The organism is Streptomyces sp. NPDC024687 (genome assembly GCF_055559055.1).
In genome coordinates, this window is sequence record NZ_JBVHLJ010000006.1 from 176,813 (window position 1) to 196,226 (window position 19,414).

The 19,414-nt window shown below is 70.8% G+C and carries 18 protein-coding genes; 9 read left to right on the plus strand and 9 right to left on the minus strand.

Annotated elements, in window-relative coordinates; genetic code table 11:
• Window positions 1-77: 77 nt before the first annotated feature.
• Both ACZ39I_RS24315 and ACZ39I_RS24320 read left to right on the plus strand, forming a co-directional pair.
• Window positions 78-1,700 (plus strand): penicillin-binding transpeptidase domain-containing protein, encoded by a 1,623-nt coding sequence (locus ACZ39I_RS24315; RefSeq protein WP_467246410.1) that lies wholly within the window; start codon window positions 78-80, stop codon window positions 1,698-1,700.
• Window positions 1,701-1,795: 95 nt separating this feature from the next.
• Window positions 1,796-3,469 (plus strand): penicillin-binding transpeptidase domain-containing protein, encoded by a 1,674-nt coding sequence (locus tag ACZ39I_RS24320; RefSeq protein WP_467246411.1) that lies wholly within the window; start codon window positions 1,796-1,798, stop codon window positions 3,467-3,469.
• Between the two features lie 10 nt (window positions 3,470-3,479).
• Here the strand turns inward: ACZ39I_RS24320 and ACZ39I_RS24325 are convergent, their stop codons facing one another.
• Window positions 3,480-3,827: an SsgA family sporulation/cell division regulator gene (locus tag ACZ39I_RS24325; RefSeq protein ID WP_467246412.1), complete on the minus strand. Its 348-nt coding sequence runs from the start codon at window positions 3,825-3,827 to the stop codon at window positions 3,480-3,482.
• Window positions 3,828-3,995: 168 nt separating this feature from the next.
• On the opposite strand from ACZ39I_RS24325, the gene ACZ39I_RS24330 reads away from it, so the two are divergent.
• The 6 genes from ACZ39I_RS24330 to ACZ39I_RS24355 all read left to right on the plus strand — a co-directional run bounded on the left by ACZ39I_RS24330 (window position 3,996) and on the right by ACZ39I_RS24355 (window position 8,768).
• Window positions 3,996-5,036 (plus strand): energy-coupling factor ABC transporter permease, encoded by a 1,041-nt coding sequence (locus tag ACZ39I_RS24330; RefSeq protein WP_467246413.1) that lies wholly within the window; start codon window positions 3,996-3,998, stop codon window positions 5,034-5,036.
• Between the two features lies 1 nt (window position 5,037).
• On the plus strand, window positions 5,038-5,799 hold the full coding sequence (gene cbiQ, locus ACZ39I_RS24335; protein WP_467246414.1) for a cobalt ECF transporter T component CbiQ: 762 nt from the start codon (window positions 5,038-5,040) through the stop codon (window positions 5,797-5,799).
• Window positions 5,787-6,560 carry an energy-coupling factor ABC transporter ATP-binding protein gene (locus tag ACZ39I_RS24340; protein WP_467246415.1) on the plus strand — a complete coding sequence of 258 codons (774 nt, stop codon included), beginning with the start codon at window positions 5,787-5,789 and terminating at the stop codon, window positions 6,558-6,560. The genes cbiQ and ACZ39I_RS24340 overlap by 13 nt, the downstream gene beginning before the upstream one ends.
• A complete protein-coding gene (locus tag ACZ39I_RS24345; protein ID WP_451474821.1) occupies window positions 6,557-7,018 on the plus strand; it encodes a MarR family winged helix-turn-helix transcriptional regulator in 462 nt (153 codons plus the stop codon). Before ACZ39I_RS24340 ends, ACZ39I_RS24345 begins: the two co-directional genes overlap by 4 nt.
• 107 nt (window positions 7,019-7,125) lie before the next feature.
• A complete protein-coding gene (locus ACZ39I_RS24350) occupies window positions 7,126-7,572 on the plus strand; it encodes an organic hydroperoxide resistance protein (RefSeq protein WP_352388375.1) in 447 nt (148 codons plus the stop codon).
• A gap of 35 nt (window positions 7,573-7,607) precedes the next feature.
• Window positions 7,608-8,768, plus strand: coding sequence for a serine hydrolase domain-containing protein (locus ACZ39I_RS24355; protein ID WP_467246417.1), 1,161 nt, complete (start codon window positions 7,608-7,610; stop codon window positions 8,766-8,768).
• A gap of 3 nt (window positions 8,769-8,771) precedes the next feature.
• Here the strand turns inward: ACZ39I_RS24355 and ACZ39I_RS24360 are convergent, their stop codons facing one another.
• From ACZ39I_RS24360 to ACZ39I_RS24385, 6 genes are all read right to left on the minus strand, one after another.
• Window positions 8,772-9,047: a DUF1876 domain-containing protein gene (locus tag ACZ39I_RS24360; RefSeq protein ID WP_467246419.1), complete on the minus strand. Its 276-nt coding sequence runs from the start codon at window positions 9,045-9,047 to the stop codon at window positions 8,772-8,774.
• Between the two features lie 84 nt (window positions 9,048-9,131).
• Window positions 9,132-11,867 (minus strand): phosphoesterase, encoded by a 2,736-nt coding sequence (locus ACZ39I_RS24365; protein WP_467246421.1) that lies wholly within the window; start codon window positions 11,865-11,867, stop codon window positions 9,132-9,134.
• A 4-nt stretch (window positions 11,868-11,871) separates the two neighbouring features.
• A complete protein-coding gene (locus ACZ39I_RS24370; protein ID WP_467246423.1) occupies window positions 11,872-13,239 on the minus strand; it encodes an ABC transporter permease in 1,368 nt (455 codons plus the stop codon).
• On the minus strand, window positions 13,236-14,183 hold the full coding sequence (locus ACZ39I_RS24375) for an ABC transporter ATP-binding protein (protein WP_467246424.1): 948 nt from the start codon (window positions 14,181-14,183) through the stop codon (window positions 13,236-13,238). The genes ACZ39I_RS24370 and ACZ39I_RS24375 overlap by 4 nt, the downstream gene beginning before the upstream one ends.
• Window positions 14,184-14,367: 184 nt before the next feature.
• Window positions 14,368-15,213, minus strand: coding sequence for an EamA family transporter (locus ACZ39I_RS24380; RefSeq protein WP_467246425.1), 846 nt, complete (start codon window positions 15,211-15,213; stop codon window positions 14,368-14,370).
• Window positions 15,210-15,707: a YbaK/EbsC family protein gene (locus ACZ39I_RS24385; protein WP_467246426.1), complete on the minus strand. Its 498-nt coding sequence runs from the start codon at window positions 15,705-15,707 to the stop codon at window positions 15,210-15,212. Before ACZ39I_RS24385 ends, ACZ39I_RS24380 begins: the two co-directional genes overlap by 4 nt.
• Window positions 15,708-15,807: 100 nt before the next feature.
• On the opposite strand from ACZ39I_RS24385, the gene ACZ39I_RS24390 reads away from it, so the two are divergent.
• On the plus strand, window positions 15,808-16,437 hold the full coding sequence (locus tag ACZ39I_RS24390; protein ID WP_467246428.1) for a GNAT family N-acetyltransferase: 630 nt from the start codon (window positions 15,808-15,810) through the stop codon (window positions 16,435-16,437).
• A gap of 41 nt (window positions 16,438-16,478) precedes the next feature.
• On the opposite strand, the gene ACZ39I_RS24395 is transcribed toward ACZ39I_RS24390, so the two are convergent.
• Window positions 16,479-18,692, minus strand: a complete 2,214-nt coding sequence (locus ACZ39I_RS24395; protein ID WP_467246430.1) for an MMPL family transporter — start codon at window positions 18,690-18,692, stop codon at window positions 16,479-16,481.
• Window positions 18,693-18,794: 102 nt separating this feature from the next.
• Window positions 18,795-19,400, minus strand: a complete 606-nt coding sequence (locus ACZ39I_RS24400; protein WP_467246432.1) for a TetR/AcrR family transcriptional regulator — start codon at window positions 19,398-19,400, stop codon at window positions 18,795-18,797.
• Window positions 19,401-19,414: the final 14 nt, after the last annotated feature.

The window sequence follows — 19,414 nt, forward strand, 5'->3', positions numbered from 1 at the left end:
AAACTCACACCCCGCCCGTCACACCTCCCGCTTAGAGTTCCCACAACAACGGGGTGAATCGGGGAGGGGGCCACACCATGGCCAAGGGGGTGAAGGTCGCTGTCGTCAGCACGGTGTTCGCCGTGATGGTCGGCGGGGCCGGGTACGGGGCGTACAACTTCGTGTCGGCGTTGAGCGACGACGGGAGCGGCGGGGTAGGGGAGACCAAGCGGAGCGGGCCTCCCACCGCCGACGAGGTCAAGGAGACCTCCAAGGACTTCTTCGCGGCCTGGGAGAAGGGTGACGCGGCGAGCGCGGCCGCGCTGACGAACAACGGCACGGCGGCCGAGGTGCTGCTGACGGCCTACGGGACGGACGCGCACATCGGCCGGGTGCACATCACGCCCGGCACGGCGACCGGCGCGACCGTGCCGTACAGCGTGAAGGCGACGGTGTCGTACGACGGCAAGTCGAAGCCGCTGGCGTACACGAGCAAGCTGACCGTCGTGCGCGGGGTGACCACCGGCAAGGCGCTCGTCGACTGGCAGCCCGCCCTGGTGTACCCGAAGCTCCAGCGGGACGACCGGCTCGTCACCGGCGAGTCCGCGAACCCGGCCATCGAGGCGGTGGCCCGCGACGGCAAGGTGCTGACCAAGGAGAAGTACCCGTCGCTGGGCCCGGTCCTGGACGCCCTGCGCGAGAGGTACGGCAGCGAGGCCGGCGGCACCCCCGGCATCGAGTTGGTCATCAAGCACCCGGACCAGAGCCCCGACACCTCGCTGCTGACCCTCGCCGAGGGCAGGGCGGGGAAGCTGCAGACCACCATCAGCGCGAGCGCGCAGGCGGCCGCCGAGAAGGCCGTGAAGCTGTACGGCCAGTCGTCGGTCGTCGCCGTCAAGCCCAGCACCGGCGAGGTGCTGGCCGTGGCCAACAACCGTACGGACGGCTTCAACGCGGCCTTCGAGGGCACCAAGGCCCCCGGCTCCACCATGAAGATCATCACTGCCGCGATGCTCATCGACAACGGCGTCACCTCGATGAACGGCCCGGCGCCCTGCCCGCCCGAAGCCGTGTGGCAGGGGCAGACCTTCAAGAACCTCACCAACATGAAGCCCAACGAGGGCGCCAGCCTCGCCAACAGCTTCATGCGGTCCTGCAACACCGCCTTCATCAAGCTCATCGACGAGAAGCCGCTCACCGACGACTCGCTGACGCTGGAGGCCCAGAACCGGTTCGGGATCGGCGAGGACTGGAAGACCGGCATCGTCTCCTTCGACGGGAAGGTGCCCGCGGTCAGCGGTCCGGACCGCGCGGCGAACGCGATAGGCCAGGGCCAGGTCCAGATGAACCCGCTGAACATGGCCTCGGTGACGGCTACCGCGATCACCGGCGCCTTCCGCCAGCCCTACCTGGTCTCGCCGAAGCTCGACAGCCGCGAGTTGGCCACCGCGAAGGGGCTGCCGTACAACACCGCCTCCCAGCTGAAGCAGATGATGCGGCTCACCGCGACCCAGGGCACGGCGCAGAAGGCGATGGCGGAGCTCGGCGGGGACATCGGCGCCAAGACCGGCTCCGCGGAGGTCGACGGACAGCAGGTGTCCAACAGCTGGTTCACCGGCTTCCGCGAGGACATGGCCGCGGCGGCCATGACGGAGGAGGGCGGCCACGGCGGCGACGCGGCCGGCCCGATTGTCGCAGCTGTGCTACGAGCCGCCGGCTGACGTCACCCGCGCAGGACGGGGACTCTAGGCTGTGGCAGTCGTTGAGGTGCATGAGGGCAACGGGGACCCTGAGAAGCGCGGAGGAAACAAAAGCCGTGGGTAGCAGAAGGCGCGTCGCCGAGCGACGGAAGACCAGGCCCGCCGTGGTCGGCGGGATGATCGCCGTGGTCGTCGTCGGCGTCGGCCTCGGCGGCTACGCGCTGTACGGCGCCGGGGCCGCGGCCGACGACCGGACGCAGAACACGTCCGTGTCCGCCGCGGACCACAAGCCGAAGGTCAAGACCGGCCCGCTGTCGGCGACCGAGGTCACCACCACCGCGACCACCTTCCTCACCTCCTGGCAGCAGGGCAGGGTGAGCGCGGCGGCCGCCGCGACGAGTGACACCAAGGCCGCCACCGCCCTGCTCACCGGCTACGCCAAGGACGCCCACATCACCGGCGTCACCCTCACCCCGGGCACCCGCGCCGGCGACAAGGTGCCCTTCTCCGTCAAGGCGACGGTGACGTACAAGGGCACCAGCAAGCCGCTGACGTACGACAGTGCACTGACCGTCGTCCGCGACACCGCCACCGGGAAGCCGCGGGTCGGCTGGACCGCCTCGGTCGTGCACCCCGACCTGAAGGACGGGGACACTCTCGTCACCGGGGAGTCCGGGACCCCGCCGATCAAGGCGGTCGACCGGGACGGCGGCGAGATCACCGAGGCGAAGTACGCCTCGCTCGGCACGGTCCTGGACGGCCTGCGCGAGAAGTACGGCAAGAAGGCCGGCGGCAAGGCGGGCATCGAGCTGCGGGTGGTCCGCGGGAAGGACTCCAAGTCCTCCGACAAGACCCTGGTGGAGCTCAGCAAGGGCACCCCGGGCACCGTGAAGACCACCCTGAACCCGACGCTGCAGGCGGCGGCCGAGGCGCAGGTCGCCAAGCAGGCGCGGTCCTCCGTCGTGGTCCTGCGCCCGTCGACCGGCGAGATCCTCGCGGTGGCGAACGCGAGCCACGGCTTCGACACCGCCCTCCAGGGCTCCCTCGCCCCGGGTTCCACGATGAAGGTCATCACCTCCTCGCTGCTGATCGAGAAGGACCTCGCCTCGCCGGACAAGGCGCACCCGTGCCCGAAGTACTTCACGTACGGCGGCTGGAAGTTCCAGAACGACGACAAGTTCGAGATCAAGGGCGGCACCTTCAAGGCGAGCTTCGCCCGCTCCTGCAACACCGCCTTCATCAGCCAGGCGGGCAAGCTGGACAACGACAGCCTGACCAAGCAGGCCCAGCAGGTCTTCGGCCTGTCCATGGACAACTGGGCGATCGGCGTCCCGTCCTTCGACGGCTCGGTGCCGGTGCAGAGCGCGGCCCAGAAGGCGGCCTCGCTCATCGGCCAGGGCGGGGTGCGGATGAACCCGCTGAACATGGCGTCGGTCTCCGCCACCGTGGAGTCGGGCACCTTCAAGCAGCCCTACCTGGTCTCCCCCTCGGTCGACGGCCGCACGCTGGCTACCGCCTCGCGGGCGATGTCGGCCGGCACGCTGTCGCAGCTGCGTGAGCTGATGGCGTACACGGCGGGCTACGGCACGGCGGCCGAGGCGATGTCCGGGGTGTACGGCAACGTCGGCGCGAAGACCGGCTCCGCGGAGGTCGACGGCCAGAAGAAGCCGAACGGCTGGTTCACCGCGTACCGGGGCGACCTCGCGGCGGCGGGCGTGGTCCAGGCGGGCGGCCACGGCGGCGACACGGCGGGCCCGATCGTGGCGACCCTGCTGAAGATGGGCGGCTGAGCCCGCACGGCTAACCCCGTACGGGTGCCGTGGCCGTGTACGTCCGTCGCAGGAACCTGAGCAGGGCCTTCTGCTCGAACTGCACGACCGACACGCCCTGCGGTGAGTGGAACTCCACCACGGCCTGCACTCGTCCGCACGGCCACACCCGCACCTCGCCGGTGCCGGCCGGAGCCCTGAGTCCCTGTTCCAGCAGGGCTCGCGAGAAGGTCCACTCGTGGGTGCCCGGCAGACCGATCCGTACCGAGCGCGGGTCGGTCTCCGGGTCGTAGCGCAGGACCACCGGGACTGCCTCGTCCTCGGCGATGTCCACGTCCGAAACGATGTGGGCTCGCGCGTACTGTTCGACTACGGACATCGTGACGGCCCTCTCACGCTGCGTGACCTGTGCGGAAGCTGTGCGTCCACCCCCTTCCCAGAGTCGCACATTTCCCGTGTTCCGCCCCCTGGACCGAAAGCCCGTGAGTTGCTGTTCGCGAAAAGGCCCTCTTGCAAAGGGTTCGCAACAAGCCACTATCATCGAACGGTGCATGTGCCTGACGGATTCATAGACGCCCCCATCTCGGCAGCGACCGGAGTCGTCGCCGCGGCCGCCGTCGCGGTGAGCCTGCGCGGCGCCCGCCGTGAACTGGACGAACGCACCGCGCCCCTGGCCGGCCTCGTCGCGGCGTTCATCTTCGCCGTGCAGATGCTGAACTTCCCGGTCGCCGCCGGGACCAGCGGACACCTCCTCGGCGGAGCCCTCGCCGCGATCCTCGTGGGCCCCTACACCGGGGTCCTCTGCGTCTCGGTCGTCCTGCTCATGCAGGGCATCCTCTTCGCGGACGGCGGGCTGACCGCGCTCGGCGTGAACATCACCGACATGGCCGTCGTCACGACGGTCGTGGCGTACGCCGTCTTCCGCGGGCTGGTGAAGGTGCTCCCGCGCCGGCGCGGTTCGATCACCGCGGCCTCCTTCGTGGCCGCCGTGCTCTCGGTGCCCGCCGCGGCCGTCGCCTTCACCCTGATCTACGCCGTCGGCGGGACCACCGACGTCTCCATCGGCAAGGTCGCCACCGCGATGATCGGCGTCCACATCCTCATCGGCATCGGCGAGGCGGCCATCACCGCGCTGACCGTCGGTGCCGTCGTCGCCGTACGCCCCGACCTGGTGTACGGCGCCCGTGGCCTCCAGCAGAAGCTGAAGCTGCGGGTGGACGGTGAACTGGTCGACGTACCGGACACCGCGCCTGTCGCCGCCGCCCGTTCGCACCGCAAGGTGTGGATCACCGGCCTGGTCACCTCCCTGGTGCTCGCCGGGTTCGTCAGCTTCTACGCCTCCGCCAGCCCCGACGGGCTGGAGAAGGTCGCCGCCGACAAGGGCATCGACGCGAAGGCCGAGAAGCACGCCACCTCGGACTCCCCGCTCGCCGACTACGGCGTGAAGGACGTCCAGGACGCCCGCCTGTCCGGGGGGCTGGCGGGCGTGATCGGCGTCGGCGTGACCGTCGTCGCGGGCAGCACGGTGTTCTGGGCGGTCCGCAGGCGCCGTACCGCCGACACCAGCCCCGTCGGGACGGGCGTCTGACGTGGGCGCCGGACACGCGCACCGGCTCTACCGGCACGGGCACTCGCCGGTGCACGCCCTGCCGCCGCACACCAAGCTCGCGGCGGCCTTCGGCTTCGTGGTGGTCGTCGTCTCGACCCCGCGCGAGGCGATGTGGGCGTTCGGCCTGTACGCCGTCCTGCTGGGCGTCGTCGCGTACGCCGCGCGCGTGCCGGCCGGCTTCCTGCTGAAGCGGCTGCTGATCGAGGTGCCGTTCGTGGCGTTCGCGGTGCTGATGCCGTTCGTCGCGGAGGGCGAGCGGGTCGAGGTGCTCGGTGTCTCCCTGAGCGTGAGCGGCCTGTGGGGCGCCTGGAACGTGCTCGTCAAGGGCACGCTGGGGGTTGCCGCGTCGGTGCTGCTGGCGTCCACCACCGAACTGCGCTCGGTGCTGCTCGGACTGCAACGGCTCAGACTCCCGCCGCTGCTGGTCCAGATCGCCTCCTTCATGATCCGCTACGGCGACGTCATCACCGACGAGATGCGGCGGATGCGCATCGCGCGGGAGTCGCGGGGGTTCGAGGCGAGCGGCGTCAAGCACTGGGGTGTCCTCGCGAAGTCGGCCGGCGCGCTGTTCATCCGCTCCTACGAACGCGGTGAGCGCGTGCACCTGGCCATGGTCAGCCGGGGGTACGCCGGTTCGATGCCGGTCATCGACGAGGTGACCGCGTCCCGGGCGCAGTGGTCGTACGCCCTCGCGCTCCCCGTCGCCGCCCTTGTCGTCTGCGTGGTGGGATGGGCCCTGTGAGCGATCTTGTGAGCACCGCGTCCCTGGAGGTCTCCGGCCTCGCCTTCGCCTACCCCGACGGGCATCAGGCCCTGTTCGGCGTGGACTTCTCGATCGCGCGCGGCGAGCGGGTCGCGCTGCTCGGCCCGAACGGCGCCGGCAAGACGACCCTCGTGCTGCACCTCAACGGCATCCTGAGCGGCGGGGTGGGCACGGTGAAGGTCGCCGGGCTGCCCGTGGGCAAGAAGCACATGGCCGAGATCCGGCGCAAGGTCGGCATCGTCTTCCAGGACCCCGACGACCAGCTCTTCATGCCGACCGTGCGCGAGGACGTGGCGTTCGGACCGGCGGCGGCCGGGCTCAGGGGGCCCGAGCTGGAGGAGCGCGTGGACCGGGCGCTGACCCACGTCGGCATGGCGGAGTTCAAGGACCGGCCCCCGCACCACCTCTCCTTCGGCCAGCGGCGCCGGGTGGCGGTGGCGACCGTGCTGGCGATGGAGCCGGAGATCCTCGTCCTGGACGAGCCCTCCTCCAACCTCGACCCGGCCTCCCGCCGCGAACTGGCCGACATCCTGCGCTCGCTGGACGTGACGGTCCTGATGGTCACGCACGACCTGCCGTACGCGCTGGAGCTGTGCCCGCGCTCGCTGATTCTGAGCGAGGGCACGATCGCCGCGGACGGGAGGACCGCCGAACTCCTGGCCGACGACGAGCTGATGCGGGCCCACCGGTTGGAGTTGCCCTTCGGATTCGATCCGCGGTCCGTGACAATGGGCGCGTGACGAACCAAGAGGACGCCGGATCGCTGCTGCTGGACGACCAGTTGTGCTTCGCGCTGTACGCCGCCCAGCGCGCGGTGACGGCCGCGTACCGGCCGCTCCTCGACGAGCTCGGGCTCACCTATCCGCAGTACCTCGTGCTGCTGGTGCTGTGGGAACGCGGTCAGACGACCGTGAAGGAGCTGGCGGCCGCCCTGCGTCTCGACTACGGCACGGTCTCGCCGTTGCTCAAGCGGCTGGAGAGCGCGGGGTTCGTACGCCGGGAGCGCGCGGCGAGCGACGAGCGCTCGGTGCTGGTGGCGTGCACAGGGCGTGCGGAGGAACTCAGGGAGCGCGCGGCGGCCGTCCCCGGCGCCCTCCTCTCCGCGACCGGGCTCGACACCGCGGAGGCCGCGAGACTGCGCGAGAACCTGTGGGGGCTCGCGGAAAGGGCGCACGAGGCTTCCGAGCGCCCCCGCTGACCACCTGTTACCCAAGGTTGCCACCCCCTGGTCGCCCGGCCCCGACCTACCGGCCGGTACCTTGTGCACGATGTATTTGCGCGCACTTCTCCGGGGGGAGACCAGCCATGCTTGAGGAAACCGCCGTCGACACCCGGCCGACGAAGATCATGTACGTCGCCGAGGCGACCGCTCACGGCGGCCGGGACGGCTTCGTCACCAGCCAGGACGGCCAGATCGAGCTGAAGGTCGCGATGCCGCCGGCGCTCGGCGGGGACGGCAACGGCACCAACCCGGAGCAGCTGTTCGCCGCCGGCTACAGCGCCTGCTTCCACAACGCGCTGATCCTCGTCGGCAACCGCGAGGGCTACGACCTGACCGGTTCCACGGTCGCCGCGAAGGTCGGCATCGGCCCCAACAAGCACCGCGGCTACGGCCTCGCGGTCGCCCTGAGCGTCTCCCTCCCGATCCTCGACGCGGGCCTCGCGGCGAAGCTGGTGGACGCGGCCCACGAGGTCTGCCCGTACTCGAACGCGACCCGCGGGAACATCGACGTGACGATTCTGCTTGGCTGAGGCAGGCACCGGGCGGCAGCAGGAGGAGTACGGGCGTGGACGTGAACGGCACAGTCGCCGAGGGCTTCGAGCCGGTCAGGGACGTGTTCGCGCGGAACTTCGAGGCGCTCGGGGACCGGGGCGCGGCGGTCGCCGTGTACCGGGACGGGCGCAAGGTGGTCGACCTGTGGGCCGGTACCAGGGACATCGACGGCACCGAGCCCTGGGAGCGCGGCACCGCGCAGGTCGTGCGCTCGGCGACCAAGGGCGTCGCCGCCGCCGTACCCCTGCTCCTGCACCAGCGCGGGGAGCTGGACCTGGACGCGCCGGTGGCGGAGTACTGGCCCGAGTTCAAGGCGCGCGGGAAGGAACGGGTGCTGGTCCGGCACGTGCTGAACCACCGGGCGGGCCTGCCGGTGATCGACCGGCCGCTCACCCCCGACGAGGCCCTGGACCCGCTGAAGGGCCCCGAGGCCGTCGCCGCGCAGGCACCCGTCTGGGAGCCCGGCACGGACCACGGGTACCACGCGCTGACGTACGGCTGGATGCTGGACGAGCTGGTGCGCCGGGTGACCGGGCTCGGGGCCGGTGAGTGGATCGCGCGGGAGATCGCCGGGCCGCTGGGGGCCGAGTTCTGGCTCGGGCTGCCCGCGGAGGAGGAAGCCGCCGGACGGACGGGACGGGTCGGACGGGTCGAGGGCCCCGAGCCCAACGGTGCCCTGCGCGCCCGCCCCAAGCGGTCCGTCACCGAGGCCTACGAGGACCCCGGCTCCCTCACCCGCCGCGCCTTCGCCGCGATCACCCCCTTCCCCGACCAGAACGCACCGGAGTACCGGGCGAGCGCCCTGCCCGCCACCAACGGCATCGCGACGGCGGACGGGCTGGCGAGGATCTACGCGTCGCTGGTCGGCGAGATCGACGGGGTGCGCCTCTTCGACCCGGCCACGGTCGCACTCGCCCGCACCGAGGAGTCGGCGGGCCCGGACCGCGTGCTGGTCGTGAACACCCGGTTCGGCCTGGGCTACATGCTGCACGGCAGCGCCTCGCCGTTCCTCGGCGCGGGCTCCTTCGGGCACCCGGGCCGCGGTGGCTCCCTCGGCTTCGCCGACCCGGAGACCGGCATCGCCTTCGGCTATGTCACCAACGGGTTCCGCAAGACGGTCACGGCGGACCCCCGGGCGCAGGCGCTGGTCAGGGCGGTGCGGGCGGCCCTGTGACGGCTACACGTTGATCGTGTGGGACGTCCGCCCGGACGCCTCGTCGATCTCGTCGTGCGCCTTGGTCAGCAACTGCATCGCGAGTTCGTTCAGCGCCCGCGCCCCCGCGACCTCCTCGCCGACCCGCGGCTGATTCGTGTCGCTGCGGTGGCGGCTGGCGTGTCCGCGTGCCCGTACCTCGCTCCCGTCGGGCAGGCGCACCAGCGCCGCCGCCTCCGTGTGCCGTTCGTCCTCCCGGAACTCCAGCTCGACGTGCCATCCCACAGTGGTGTGCGTCATGTCGGTCACCTCCGGAAACCTCTGCTTCCAGAGTGCTCCTCCGGCGGCCACCGCACACGTGGCCGCCGGAGACGCCGTCAGCCGTCAGCCGTCGGACTCCGCCGACGGGAGGTAGGCGCCGGGCACGTCGTTCGGCGCGTAGACCTTCTTGTCGCCGGGGTACGGCTTGGTCCAGTCGTGCGTCTGGTACCAGGTATAACGGTTCATCTGCTCGGCGTTCGCGTAGTCCGGCACGGCGTGCGCACCGGTCAGGCGCTGGTGTGAGGCCCAGGTCTTCCACTGCGCGGCGAGTGCCTGCTTCGCCTGCGGCACTGCGGCGGAGGTCGGCGCGAGTGCCGCGTCGGCGTCCTGGGTGGCCGGGGTGTCCACGCCGCAGGACGGCGTGGGGCTCACGCCGAGGGTGAGGGAGGTGCGGTTGGGGACCGCGGTGAACGGGGTGGTGTCCGGCTTGCCCGTGAAGGCCCCGTACATGGGCGTGGCCGCGCTGTCCTTCTGGTTCATCGGGTGGATCCCGAGGATCTGCTCGATGGTGCGGATCATCGTGATCTGCGTGTAGTAGCGGCTGTCGACGGTGCCGTGCTGGGCGTAGGGGCTGATGACCTGAACCGGGGCGCGGTGGCCGTCGACGTGGTCGAGGCCGTTCTGGGAGTCGTCCTCGACGACGAAGATCGCCGAGTCCTTCCAGTACCTGCTGTGGGAGATCTCGTCGACCATGCGGCCGACCGCGAGGTCGTTGTCGGCGACCTCCGCCGACGCGTTGGCCGGGCCGCCGGTGTGGTCGTTGGAGAACCAGAACATGTTCAGGTTCGCCGGGCCGTTCTTCTCGAAGTCCTGCTGCCAGATCTGTTCCTTGTAGATGTCCGGGACGTCGAGGTCGAACATCGGGAAGCCCTGTACGGACACGTCGTTGAGCGAGGGGATCGCCGAGCCGGTCTTGATGGGGTACTGGGTCTGCGCCCCGGTCGCGGCCATGGTCTTGCTGTCGCAGTACAGGTTCTGCCAGGTCGCGCCGGCCGGCTTGGACTCGGTCGACTGGAACTCGCCGAAGTCCTTGACCGACTTCCCGGCCGCCTGCGCGCCGGTCCAGATGAACCCGGACTTCTGGTGGCCGAGCACGTCGTTCTCGGTGTCGTAACTGCGCGTGTACTCACCGGCGGAGGACTCGGTGTACTCCGGGTTGTCCGACTGCATCAGCCAGTTGTGGCCCTCGGCGGAGTTGGTGCCGATGTCGTAGAAGTTGTCGTAGAGGCCGAACTGCTGGGCCAGGGCGTGCTGGTTGGGCGTGACGTTCGCGCCGAAGGTGGTGAGGGCCGGGTCGCCGTCGCCCTGCGGGAGGTCGCCGTAGACCTGGTCGTAGGTGCGGTTCTCCTTGACGAGCAGGAAGACGTGCTTGATCGTCGACGGGTCGCCGAGGCGGGCCGGGACCGGGACCGGCTTGGCGTGGCCGGCGCCCTTGGCCGTGGTGACCGAGCCGGGCGTCCAGCCGTTCTGCTGGAACACCTTGGCCGTCTGGGACCTGATCACCAGGTCGCTCGGCAGCGTGAACTCGGTGAGGCTGGACGTGGTGTCGTGGGTGCCGTGTCCGGAGGCGGCCGTGGGGCGGCGGGCGTCGATGCCGCGGGTGTTGGAGACGACGACCTTCTTGCCGACCGTGGTGACCTCGGCGGGGAAGTAGTCGGTGGGGAGCAGGCCGACGTAACTCGCCGGTTCCTTCGGGGACCTGTACCGGTAGACGGCGACCGCGTTGGCGCGGCCCAGCGTCACCAGCAGGTGGCCGTCGTCGGTGAGGGTGACGGCGTCGGGCTCGTAGCCGACCTTCGCCTCGGGCCACGGCTGGGTGGCGATGGTCTGGACGACCTTGTCCTTGCGGGTGTCGATGACCGACACGTTGTTGTCGGCGGTGTTGGCGACGAACACCGTGCCGTTCTTCGCGTACACGGCTGTCGGGTGCAGACCTACGTCGATGGTCCGGACGGGCTTGTCCTCGCGGGTGTCGATGACGCTGACCGTGCCGGTGGTCGCGGCGCCGGTGGCGGGGTCGGCGGGCACCTGGGTGCCGTAGGAGTTCATGGTGGTCTCGCCGGGCCTGGCCGGACGTCCGCCCTCGTTGCTGACGTACAGCTTGCCGCCGACCAGGGCAAGGCCGCGCGGCGCGTTCCCGACTGCCCAGCTCTGCCTGATGGTTCCGGTGGTGGCGTCGAGGGCGACGACCCGGTTCTGGCCGTTGACCGCGGAGTACACGGTGGAGCCGTCGGCCGAGAACACCGCGGCGCCCACGAGCGCCTGCTGAGTGCCGACGGCCGGGATGGGGACGGCCGTCGGAGTGGAGAGGGTGCCGTCGGCGTTCACGGTGAACTTCGTGTAGCCGTTCGCCTGTCCGAGCCACAGCTGCTTGCCGTCGGGCGAGTAGGTGGGGCCCTCCTGGCCGACCGCGGCGCTGGTGATGCGCAGATCGTCCGCCGTGTTGGCGCCGATCTTCTGCTTCACCTGCCCGGTCGCCAGGTCCATGATCACCAGCGCGGCGTCGCCGTCGGTGACCGAGGCCGCGAGGTGGGTGCCGTCCGGGCTGACCGTGGACGACATGATCTTGCCGTCGTTGATGACGGTCCGGCTGCCGTACGGCTTGAGGTACTGGTCGCTGGAGATGACCTCGCCCTTGGCGGTGTCCTGTGCGACCTGCTGGGTGCCGAACTGGTAGGTGGAGGCGACCGCGGTGCCGGTGACACCGAGGGCGACGGCGATACCGGCCGTCACCAGCGTGGTCCGGCGGCTGAGGCGTCTGGCCCGCGCGCTGCTGCGGCGCTGCCGAGTTACCTGCATGGGACTATCCCTTCGAGGTGGTGTCCAGCAGCTCGACGTTGCCGTCGAACTGCCACAGCGGGTTGGGTGCGTCCCCGGTGGAGGTCCGCACCAGGAAGTAGCCGTTCACTTCCTTCGGTCCGTCGCCGTCGGCGACGAACCGCCCGTCCGATCCGACGTCCAGCTGATAGACAGCCGTCCCCGCCACCGGTACGCCGGGCAGGTGCCAGGTCACGACACACCGCCAGTCATTGCCCGCCCCCCGTTGAGCGGCCTGGCCGTCGCTCTTGGTGCACGCCGCCGAGGCCCTGAGCTGCGCCTCGGCGACGGCGGGGCGGTGGAGTTGCTCGGTCTGCAGGCGGTAGAGGTGGGCGAAGCCCGTGGCGACGGAACGCTGCACCTTGGCCTGCGTGATGCCCGTCGAATCGGTCGCGACGGCGATCCCGGCGACGGTGAGAGCCGTCAGCGCGGCCAGCGGCAGCACGCCCACGGTGAACGCGCGGCGCCCGCCACCGTCGTAGGCGAGGTTGGTGAAGTCCCGCCTCAGGAACAGCAGATGGGCCAGTACGCTCGCGAGGACGGCCCACGCCAGGCTGACGGCGACGCCGATCAGGAGCGGGGCGAGTTGCGCGGGGGCGGTGAACAGGCCGTTCCAGGAGAGGAAGGCGTAACCGGGCAGGGCCAGGCGTACGGCGACGGGCAGCGGCAGCATCTGGGCGACCTGCATGCCGAGCGCGACCAGCGGGGGAAGCAGCAGCCCCGTCGGGGACCGACCGAGGGCGACCGACCCGAGCAGGCCGATCGCGGCGAGGGCCAGGGTCGGGGCGAGGGCGGCGACCCAGGCGAGCAGGACCCTCCCGGCGGCGTCGGAAGGGGTCAGCAGGTGGCCGTCGAGGCCGACGAGCGGCTGGTTGCCGACCGAGGCGAGCCCGCCCACGGCGCTGGAGCAGGCCAGCCCGGCCACGAGCAGCAGGATCACGGTGAGACTGGCCAGCACCTTCGCTGCGAAGATCCGCCGCGGTGAGCGGACCGCCACCAGCAGGTGCCGCCAGGTGCCGAGCCGGTCCTCGGCGGCGAACACGTCACCGGCGACCACCGATGTCAGCAGCGGAAGCGCCCAGGTGCCCGCGAAACCGAGCATCACCAGCGGTCCGGCCCAGCCGGTGGCGTGCATCCAGCGGCCGAAGAGCGTGTCGGAGGGCAGCGTGCTCTGCTCGCTCACCCCGGCAACGAAGAGCCCCGGAGCGGTCCAGCAGACCAGGACGAGGAGCCGGATGCGCCACTGCGAGACGAGCTTGACGAGCTCGAAGCGGTAGCAGCGCGGAATCGAGACGGGACGGGCGGGACGAACAGCGCGAACGGGGGTGGGGGGCGCGGTGGCTGTGGTGGTCATCTGCTTGCCCCGGTCTCCTGGTTCTCGGTGAGGGCCAGGAACGCGGCCTCCAAGGGCGAGACCACGGGCGCGAGTTCGCGCACCGCGACGCCCGCCGTCACGAGCCGCGTCACCAGGTCGTCGAGGGCGGGCACCAGCGCGCGGACGACGAGGAGTTCGGTTTCCTGCCGTGTCCCGCCGTCGTCGACGACCCGGATCCCGTCCGTGCCGTCGGCCAGCCGCCGCGCGGCCCGCGGGTCGGACGTCCGTACCCGGTAGTCGAGTTCACGGCTCTCGGCGGCCAGCTTGCCGAGCGGGCCGGAGAACACGATCCGTCCCGTGGCGAGGATGGTGACCTCGGAGCACATCGCCTCCAGGTCGTCCATACGGTGGCTGGAGACCACGACACTCGTGCCGTCCGCGGCGAGCCGGTTCAGCACCCCGTGCACATGCCGTTTCCCGGCCGGATCAAGGCCGTTGGAGGGCTCGTCGAGCACCAGCAGCCGCGGCCGGGTCAGCAGCGCGGCGGCCAGCCCGAGCCGCTGGCGCATGCCGAGGGAGAACCCGCGGGCCTTGTCGTCGGCGACATCGGTGAGCCCGACCTGGTCGAGCACGTCGTCGATGCCGGCGGTAGGCGCGTCCCGGCCCCTGAGCCCGGCCAGCGCGGCGAGGTTCTGCCGGGCGGTGAGCGAGGGGTAGAGACCGGGCCCGTCCACGAATCCGGCGACTCCGTCGGGAGCGGCGAGGGCCCGCCCGACCGGCACGCCCAGGATCTCCAGGTGCCCGCCGTCGGCGACGGCGAGGCCCAGCAGGAGCCCGAGCAGGGTCGTCTTTCCGGCACCGTTCGGCCCGACCAGGCCGTGGATCCGGCCCCGCGTCACCTCGAGGTCGACGCCGTCGAGCGCCACGACGTCACCGAAGCACTTGGTGATCCCGCGGGCCCGGACTGCGTGGAGTGCGTTCATGAGTCCCTTGCGTCCCTTCTTTCACGGTTCCGCAGGGACCTTAGGGACGGCACACGACCCGGCCACGGACGTCCGCCTGAACGCACAGGGAACGGACCGTCAAGGCCTCGGCAAGTAGGCAAACGAAGAGTCGGCGTTGGGCCGGGCTTGGGCAGCGCTTGGGAGAAACCCGTGCGCCGGACTGCTAACCGGCGTGCAGCATCAGTCCGATGCCCGCGACCAGCAGTCCCGCCGCGAGGATCCTCGGCGCCCCGAACCGTTCCTTGAAGAACAGGGCTCCGATGGCCGCGCCGACGATGATCGAGGACTCGCGCAGGGCGGCGACGGGGGCGAGTTCGGCCTTGGTCTGGGCCCACAGGACGAGTCCGTACGCGGCGACGGACAGGGCGGCGCCGACGAGCCCGATCCAGGCGAAGGGCCTCAGTACGGCCACGGATCGGCCGCGCCACCGCGTGAGGGCGTACACCGGGATCACGACCCCCTGTACCGCCATCAGCCAGGCGATGTACCCGAGGGAGGAGCCGGAGGCGCGCACGCCGAGTCCGTCGACGACGGTGTACGCGGCGATGGTGAGTCCGGTCGCCAACGCGGCGCCGATCGCCGCCCAGTCGGGCCTACGGCCGCGCAGCCCCCACAGCGCGACGCCGGTGAGCCCCGCGCAGGACAGGGCGATTCCGGCGGCGGCCCACCCGTCCGGCACCTCGTGCGCGAAGAGGGCGGCCAGCACGGTCACGACCAGAGGTGCGGTGCCGCGCGCGATCGGATACGCCTGCCCGAAGTCACCGAGCCGGAAGGACTTCATCAGCAGCGCGTAGTACGCCATGTGGATGCAGGACGAGGCGAGGAGATACGGCCACGCGCCCGCCGCCGGAACCGCCGCGAACGGGATGATCACCAGCCCGATGAGCATCCCGCCGCCCGAGATCAGCGTGAACCCGACCAGCTTGTCGGTGACTTGGTGCGCGATGGCGTTCCAGCAGGCGTGCGTGACGGCGGCGAGGAGGACGGCGGCGGTGACGAGGGGCGTCACGCGATGCGCTCGCGCACGTCCACCAGCGTCGCTCCGGCGTGGGCGACCAGGTCCTCGGGCGCGATGGGGAACACGGCGTACGGAGTGCCGGCGGCGGCCCACACGACGTCATGGTCGAACAGCGAGCGATCGGCCAGCACCCGGGTCGTCGTACGGTGCCCGAAGGGCGGCACGCCCCCGATGGCGTACCCGGTCGTCTCCCGTACGACATCGGCCTTGGCCCGGGTGACCTTCCCGGCACCGAGCTCCTCCTGGACCCGCTCGAGGTCGACCCGCGAGGCTCCGTCCATCAGCACGAGCACCGGCACCCCGTCCGCCGCGAAGATCAGCGACTTGCAGATCTGACTCAGCTCGCACCCGATGGCCGCGGCGGCCTCGGCGGCGGTACGGGTGGCGTCCGGGAAGCGGCGGACCTGCGCGGTGAGTTCATCGAGCCCCAACTCGCGCAGGGCCTCGGCGAAACGGGGGTGGGCGGCAGAGTCCGAAGGCGTCATGCCCGGCAGGTTAGCTGCCTGGTACAGACGTCACGACTGAATTCACCGTCGCCTTCCGCCTTCGTTCCCCTGCCCGCTTCCCGTCGGGCAGGATGCTGCGATGACCTCGTCTCCCGCCGTACGCCCCTACCGCCCCGAGGACCGCGACGCCCTCGAGGACATCTGCGTCCGCACCGCCCACGCCGGCCGGGACAGCCGCCCGCACTACAAGGACCCCGGTGTCTTCCCCGCGGCCTTCGCGGCGCCGTACGTCCACCTCGAACCGGAGCTGGCCTTCGTGCTGGACGACGGGGCGGGACACGCCGTGGGGTACATCGTCGGAACCGCCGACACGCCCCGGTTCGTCGAGAACTACCGCGCGAAGTGGCTGCCCCTGGTGGCCGGCCGCTATCCGGAGCCCCGCCACGAGCCGCACACCCCCGACGAGGAGATCGTCGCGCTCCTGCACCGCCCCGAGCGGATGCTCGTGCCCGAAGTCGCCGACTACCCCGCCCACTTGCACATCGACCTGCTCCCCGAGTGGCAGGGGCGCGGATACGGGCGCGCGCTCATGGAGAGCTTCCTGCGCGCGCTGCACGAGCGGGGCGTGGCCGCCGTACATCTGTCGATGGTGTCCGCCAACACGCCCGCGCGTGCCTTCTACGACCGTCTCGGCTTCCATGAGATCGCCGTACCGGATCCCGGGCCGGTCACCTATCTCGGCCGGTCCACGACAGAAGAAGGCCGGTGAGGGCATCCCCTCACCGGCCGGCCTCTCTCACGCGGTAGGCGTCAGACGCGTACCAGCTCCCGGTCGTCGTCCGGATCCGCGTCCTTCTCCACCTGCGTACGCAGGCCCTCGCCCTCGACGTCGACGTTGGGCAGCGCGCGGTCCAGCCACTTCGGCAGCCACCAGGCGCGGTCGCCGAGCAGAGCGAGGACCGCGGGGACGATCGCCATGCGGACCACGAACGCGTCGAAGAGGACGGCGATCGCGAGGCCGAAGCCGATCATCTTGATCATCGACTCGCCGGAGCTGATGAAGCCTCCGAAGACGGCCATCATGATGACCGCGGCGGCGACCACGACCCGGGCGCTGTGCTTGAAGCCGGTGACGACGGCCTGGCTCGGGGACTCGCCGTGGACGTACGCCTCGCGCATGCGGGTCACGAGGAAGACCTCGTAGTCCATCGCGAGGCCGAAGACCACGCCGACCATGAAGATCGGCATCATCGACATGATCGGGCCGGTCTCCTCGACGCCGAGCACACCGCCGAGCCAGCCCCACTGGAAGACCGCGACCACGGCACCGAGCGCGGCGAGCACCGACAGCAGGAAGCCGAGGGCCGCCTTCAGCGGGACCAGGATCGAGCGGAAGACCACGATCAGGAGGAGGAAGGCCAGGCCCACGACCAGGGCCAGGTACGGGATGAGGGCGTCGCTCAGCTTCTGCGAGAAGTCGATGTTCATGGCGGTCGTGCCGGTGACCAGGACGTCCGCGTCCGCCTTGGAGGCGACGTCGTCACGGATGGCGTGCACCAGGTCCTCGGTCTGGGCCGAGGACGGCTTGGAGTCGGGGACGACCGTGATGGTCGCGGTGTCGCCGGCCTTGTTGAAGGTCGCCGGGGTGACCGTGACGACGTCCTTGAGCCCCTTGATGCCGTCGGTCACCGTGGCGGCCGCGGCGTTCGGGTCGTCGCTGTTCTTGGCGTCGACGACGATCATCAGGGGGCCGTTGAAGCCGGGCCCGAAGCCCTCCGAGAGGAGGTCGTAGGCGCGGCGCTGGGTCGTGGACGTCGGCTGCGAACCGTCGTCGGGCAGGCCCAGCTCCAACTGGCTGACCGGCAGCGCGACGGCGCCGAGGCCGACCACGCCGAGCAGCAGTACGGCGGCCGGGCGGCGGATGACGAAGCTCGCCCAGCGGGTGCCGAGGTTGGGCTTCACCAGCCTCTCCGAAGAGGCGGCCTTCCCGGTGGTCTTCTTGCGCTTCTCGCCCGCCGGGCGGACCTTGCCGCCCGCGTATCCGAGCAGCGCCGGGATCATGGTCAGCGCGATGAGGACGGCGATCACGACGGTGCCGGCCGCGGCGAGGCCCATCTTGGTCAGCATCGGCACGTTGACGACCGAGAGACCGGCCAGCGCGATCACGACGGTCAGGCCCGCGAAGACCACCGCGGAACCGGCGGTGCCGGTGGCCCGGCCCACCGCCTCCTCGCGGTCGCGGCCCTCGGCCAGCTCGGCGCGGTAGCGGGAGACGACGAACAGCGCGTAGTCGATGCCGACCGCGAGGCCGATCATCGCCGCGAGGGTGTTGGTGGTGTTGCCGAGGTCGAGCGCCTTGGCGAGGGCGGTGATGGTGGAGACGCCGATCCCGACACCGATGATCGCGGTCAGCAGCGGCAGCCCGGCCGCGATCATCGAGCCCAGGGTGACGACCAGGACGACCGCGGCGATGGCGAGACCGATGGCCTCGCCGACTCCCCCCGCGTCGGGCTGGGCCTGGAGCGCGTCGCCTCCGAGGTCGACGGTCAGGCCGGTGGCCCGGGCTTCGTCACCGGCGGTCTCCAGGGCCTCCTTGGTCGCGTCCTTGAGCCCGACGGCGGGAGCGTCGTACTTCACCGAGAGGTAGGCGACCGTGCCGTCCTTGCTCACCGCGTTCGTCGTGAACGGGTCGGTGACGGAGACGACCTCGGAGCCGTCGCCGAGTTCCTTGACGGTCTTTGCGACGGTCGCCCTGTTGGCGGCGTCGGTCATCTTCTCGCCCTCGGGCGCCTTGAAGACCATGCGTCCGGTCGCACCGTCGGCGCTGGCTCCGGGGAAGCGCTGTTCCAGCAGGTCGAAGGCCTTCTGGGCCTCCGTGCCCGGGATGGAGAAGGAGGTGGATCCGGCGGCGGGGGCACTGATCGCGCCGACGCCCGCGAGCGTCAGCAGGGCCACCCACATGAGGGCGACGAAGTGCCGTCGCCGGAAGGCGAGCCGGCCGAGGCGGTAGAGGAAAGTGGCCACGAAGGCGTACTCCCGGTCAGGTCGTGGGTTTTCGGGGCAGGGGTGATCAGCCCGACGACGTGAGCGGTTACGTCAGGTGGAGGGCTTGCGGGGAGACTGGGGTCAGTCGGTCGGAACGCCGAGGGCGGGGAGGACCACGGCGTCAATGTACGAAAGGAGGAAGGCCTGCGTCGGCGGCAGCTCGTCGATCATCGTGCGGGCCGCGAACCCGCCGATCATCATGTGGATCATGAACTCGATCGCCGGGTTGTCGGGGCGCACCTCACCCCGGTCGACCGCCCGCTGCACCACTCGGCGGAACTCCGCCATCTCGGGTTCGATGAGGTGCGCGCGGAACGCCTTCAGGAGATCCGGGTTGCCGTGGACCGCCATGGCCAGACCGCGCATGAGCGCGGAGTTCTGCTCCATCGTGCAGTCGTCCGAGCGCATGGTGAGCGCGTGCAGGTCACCCTTGAGTGACCCGGTGTCGATCGACTCGAGACCGACACCGCCCGGCTTGGTGTGCCGCACCGCCTTCGCCACCAGTTCGGCCTTGCCGCCCCACTGGCGGTAGAGCGTGGCCTTGCTGGAACGGGTGCGCGCGGCGACGGCGTCCATGGTGAGGGCGTCGTAGCCGACCTCGCGGAGCAGTTCGAGCACGGCCTCGTACAGCTCGGCCTCGCGCTCGGGGGTGATACGGCTACGACGCGCGGTAGACACCTCGGTCATGTCACTCACCCTTT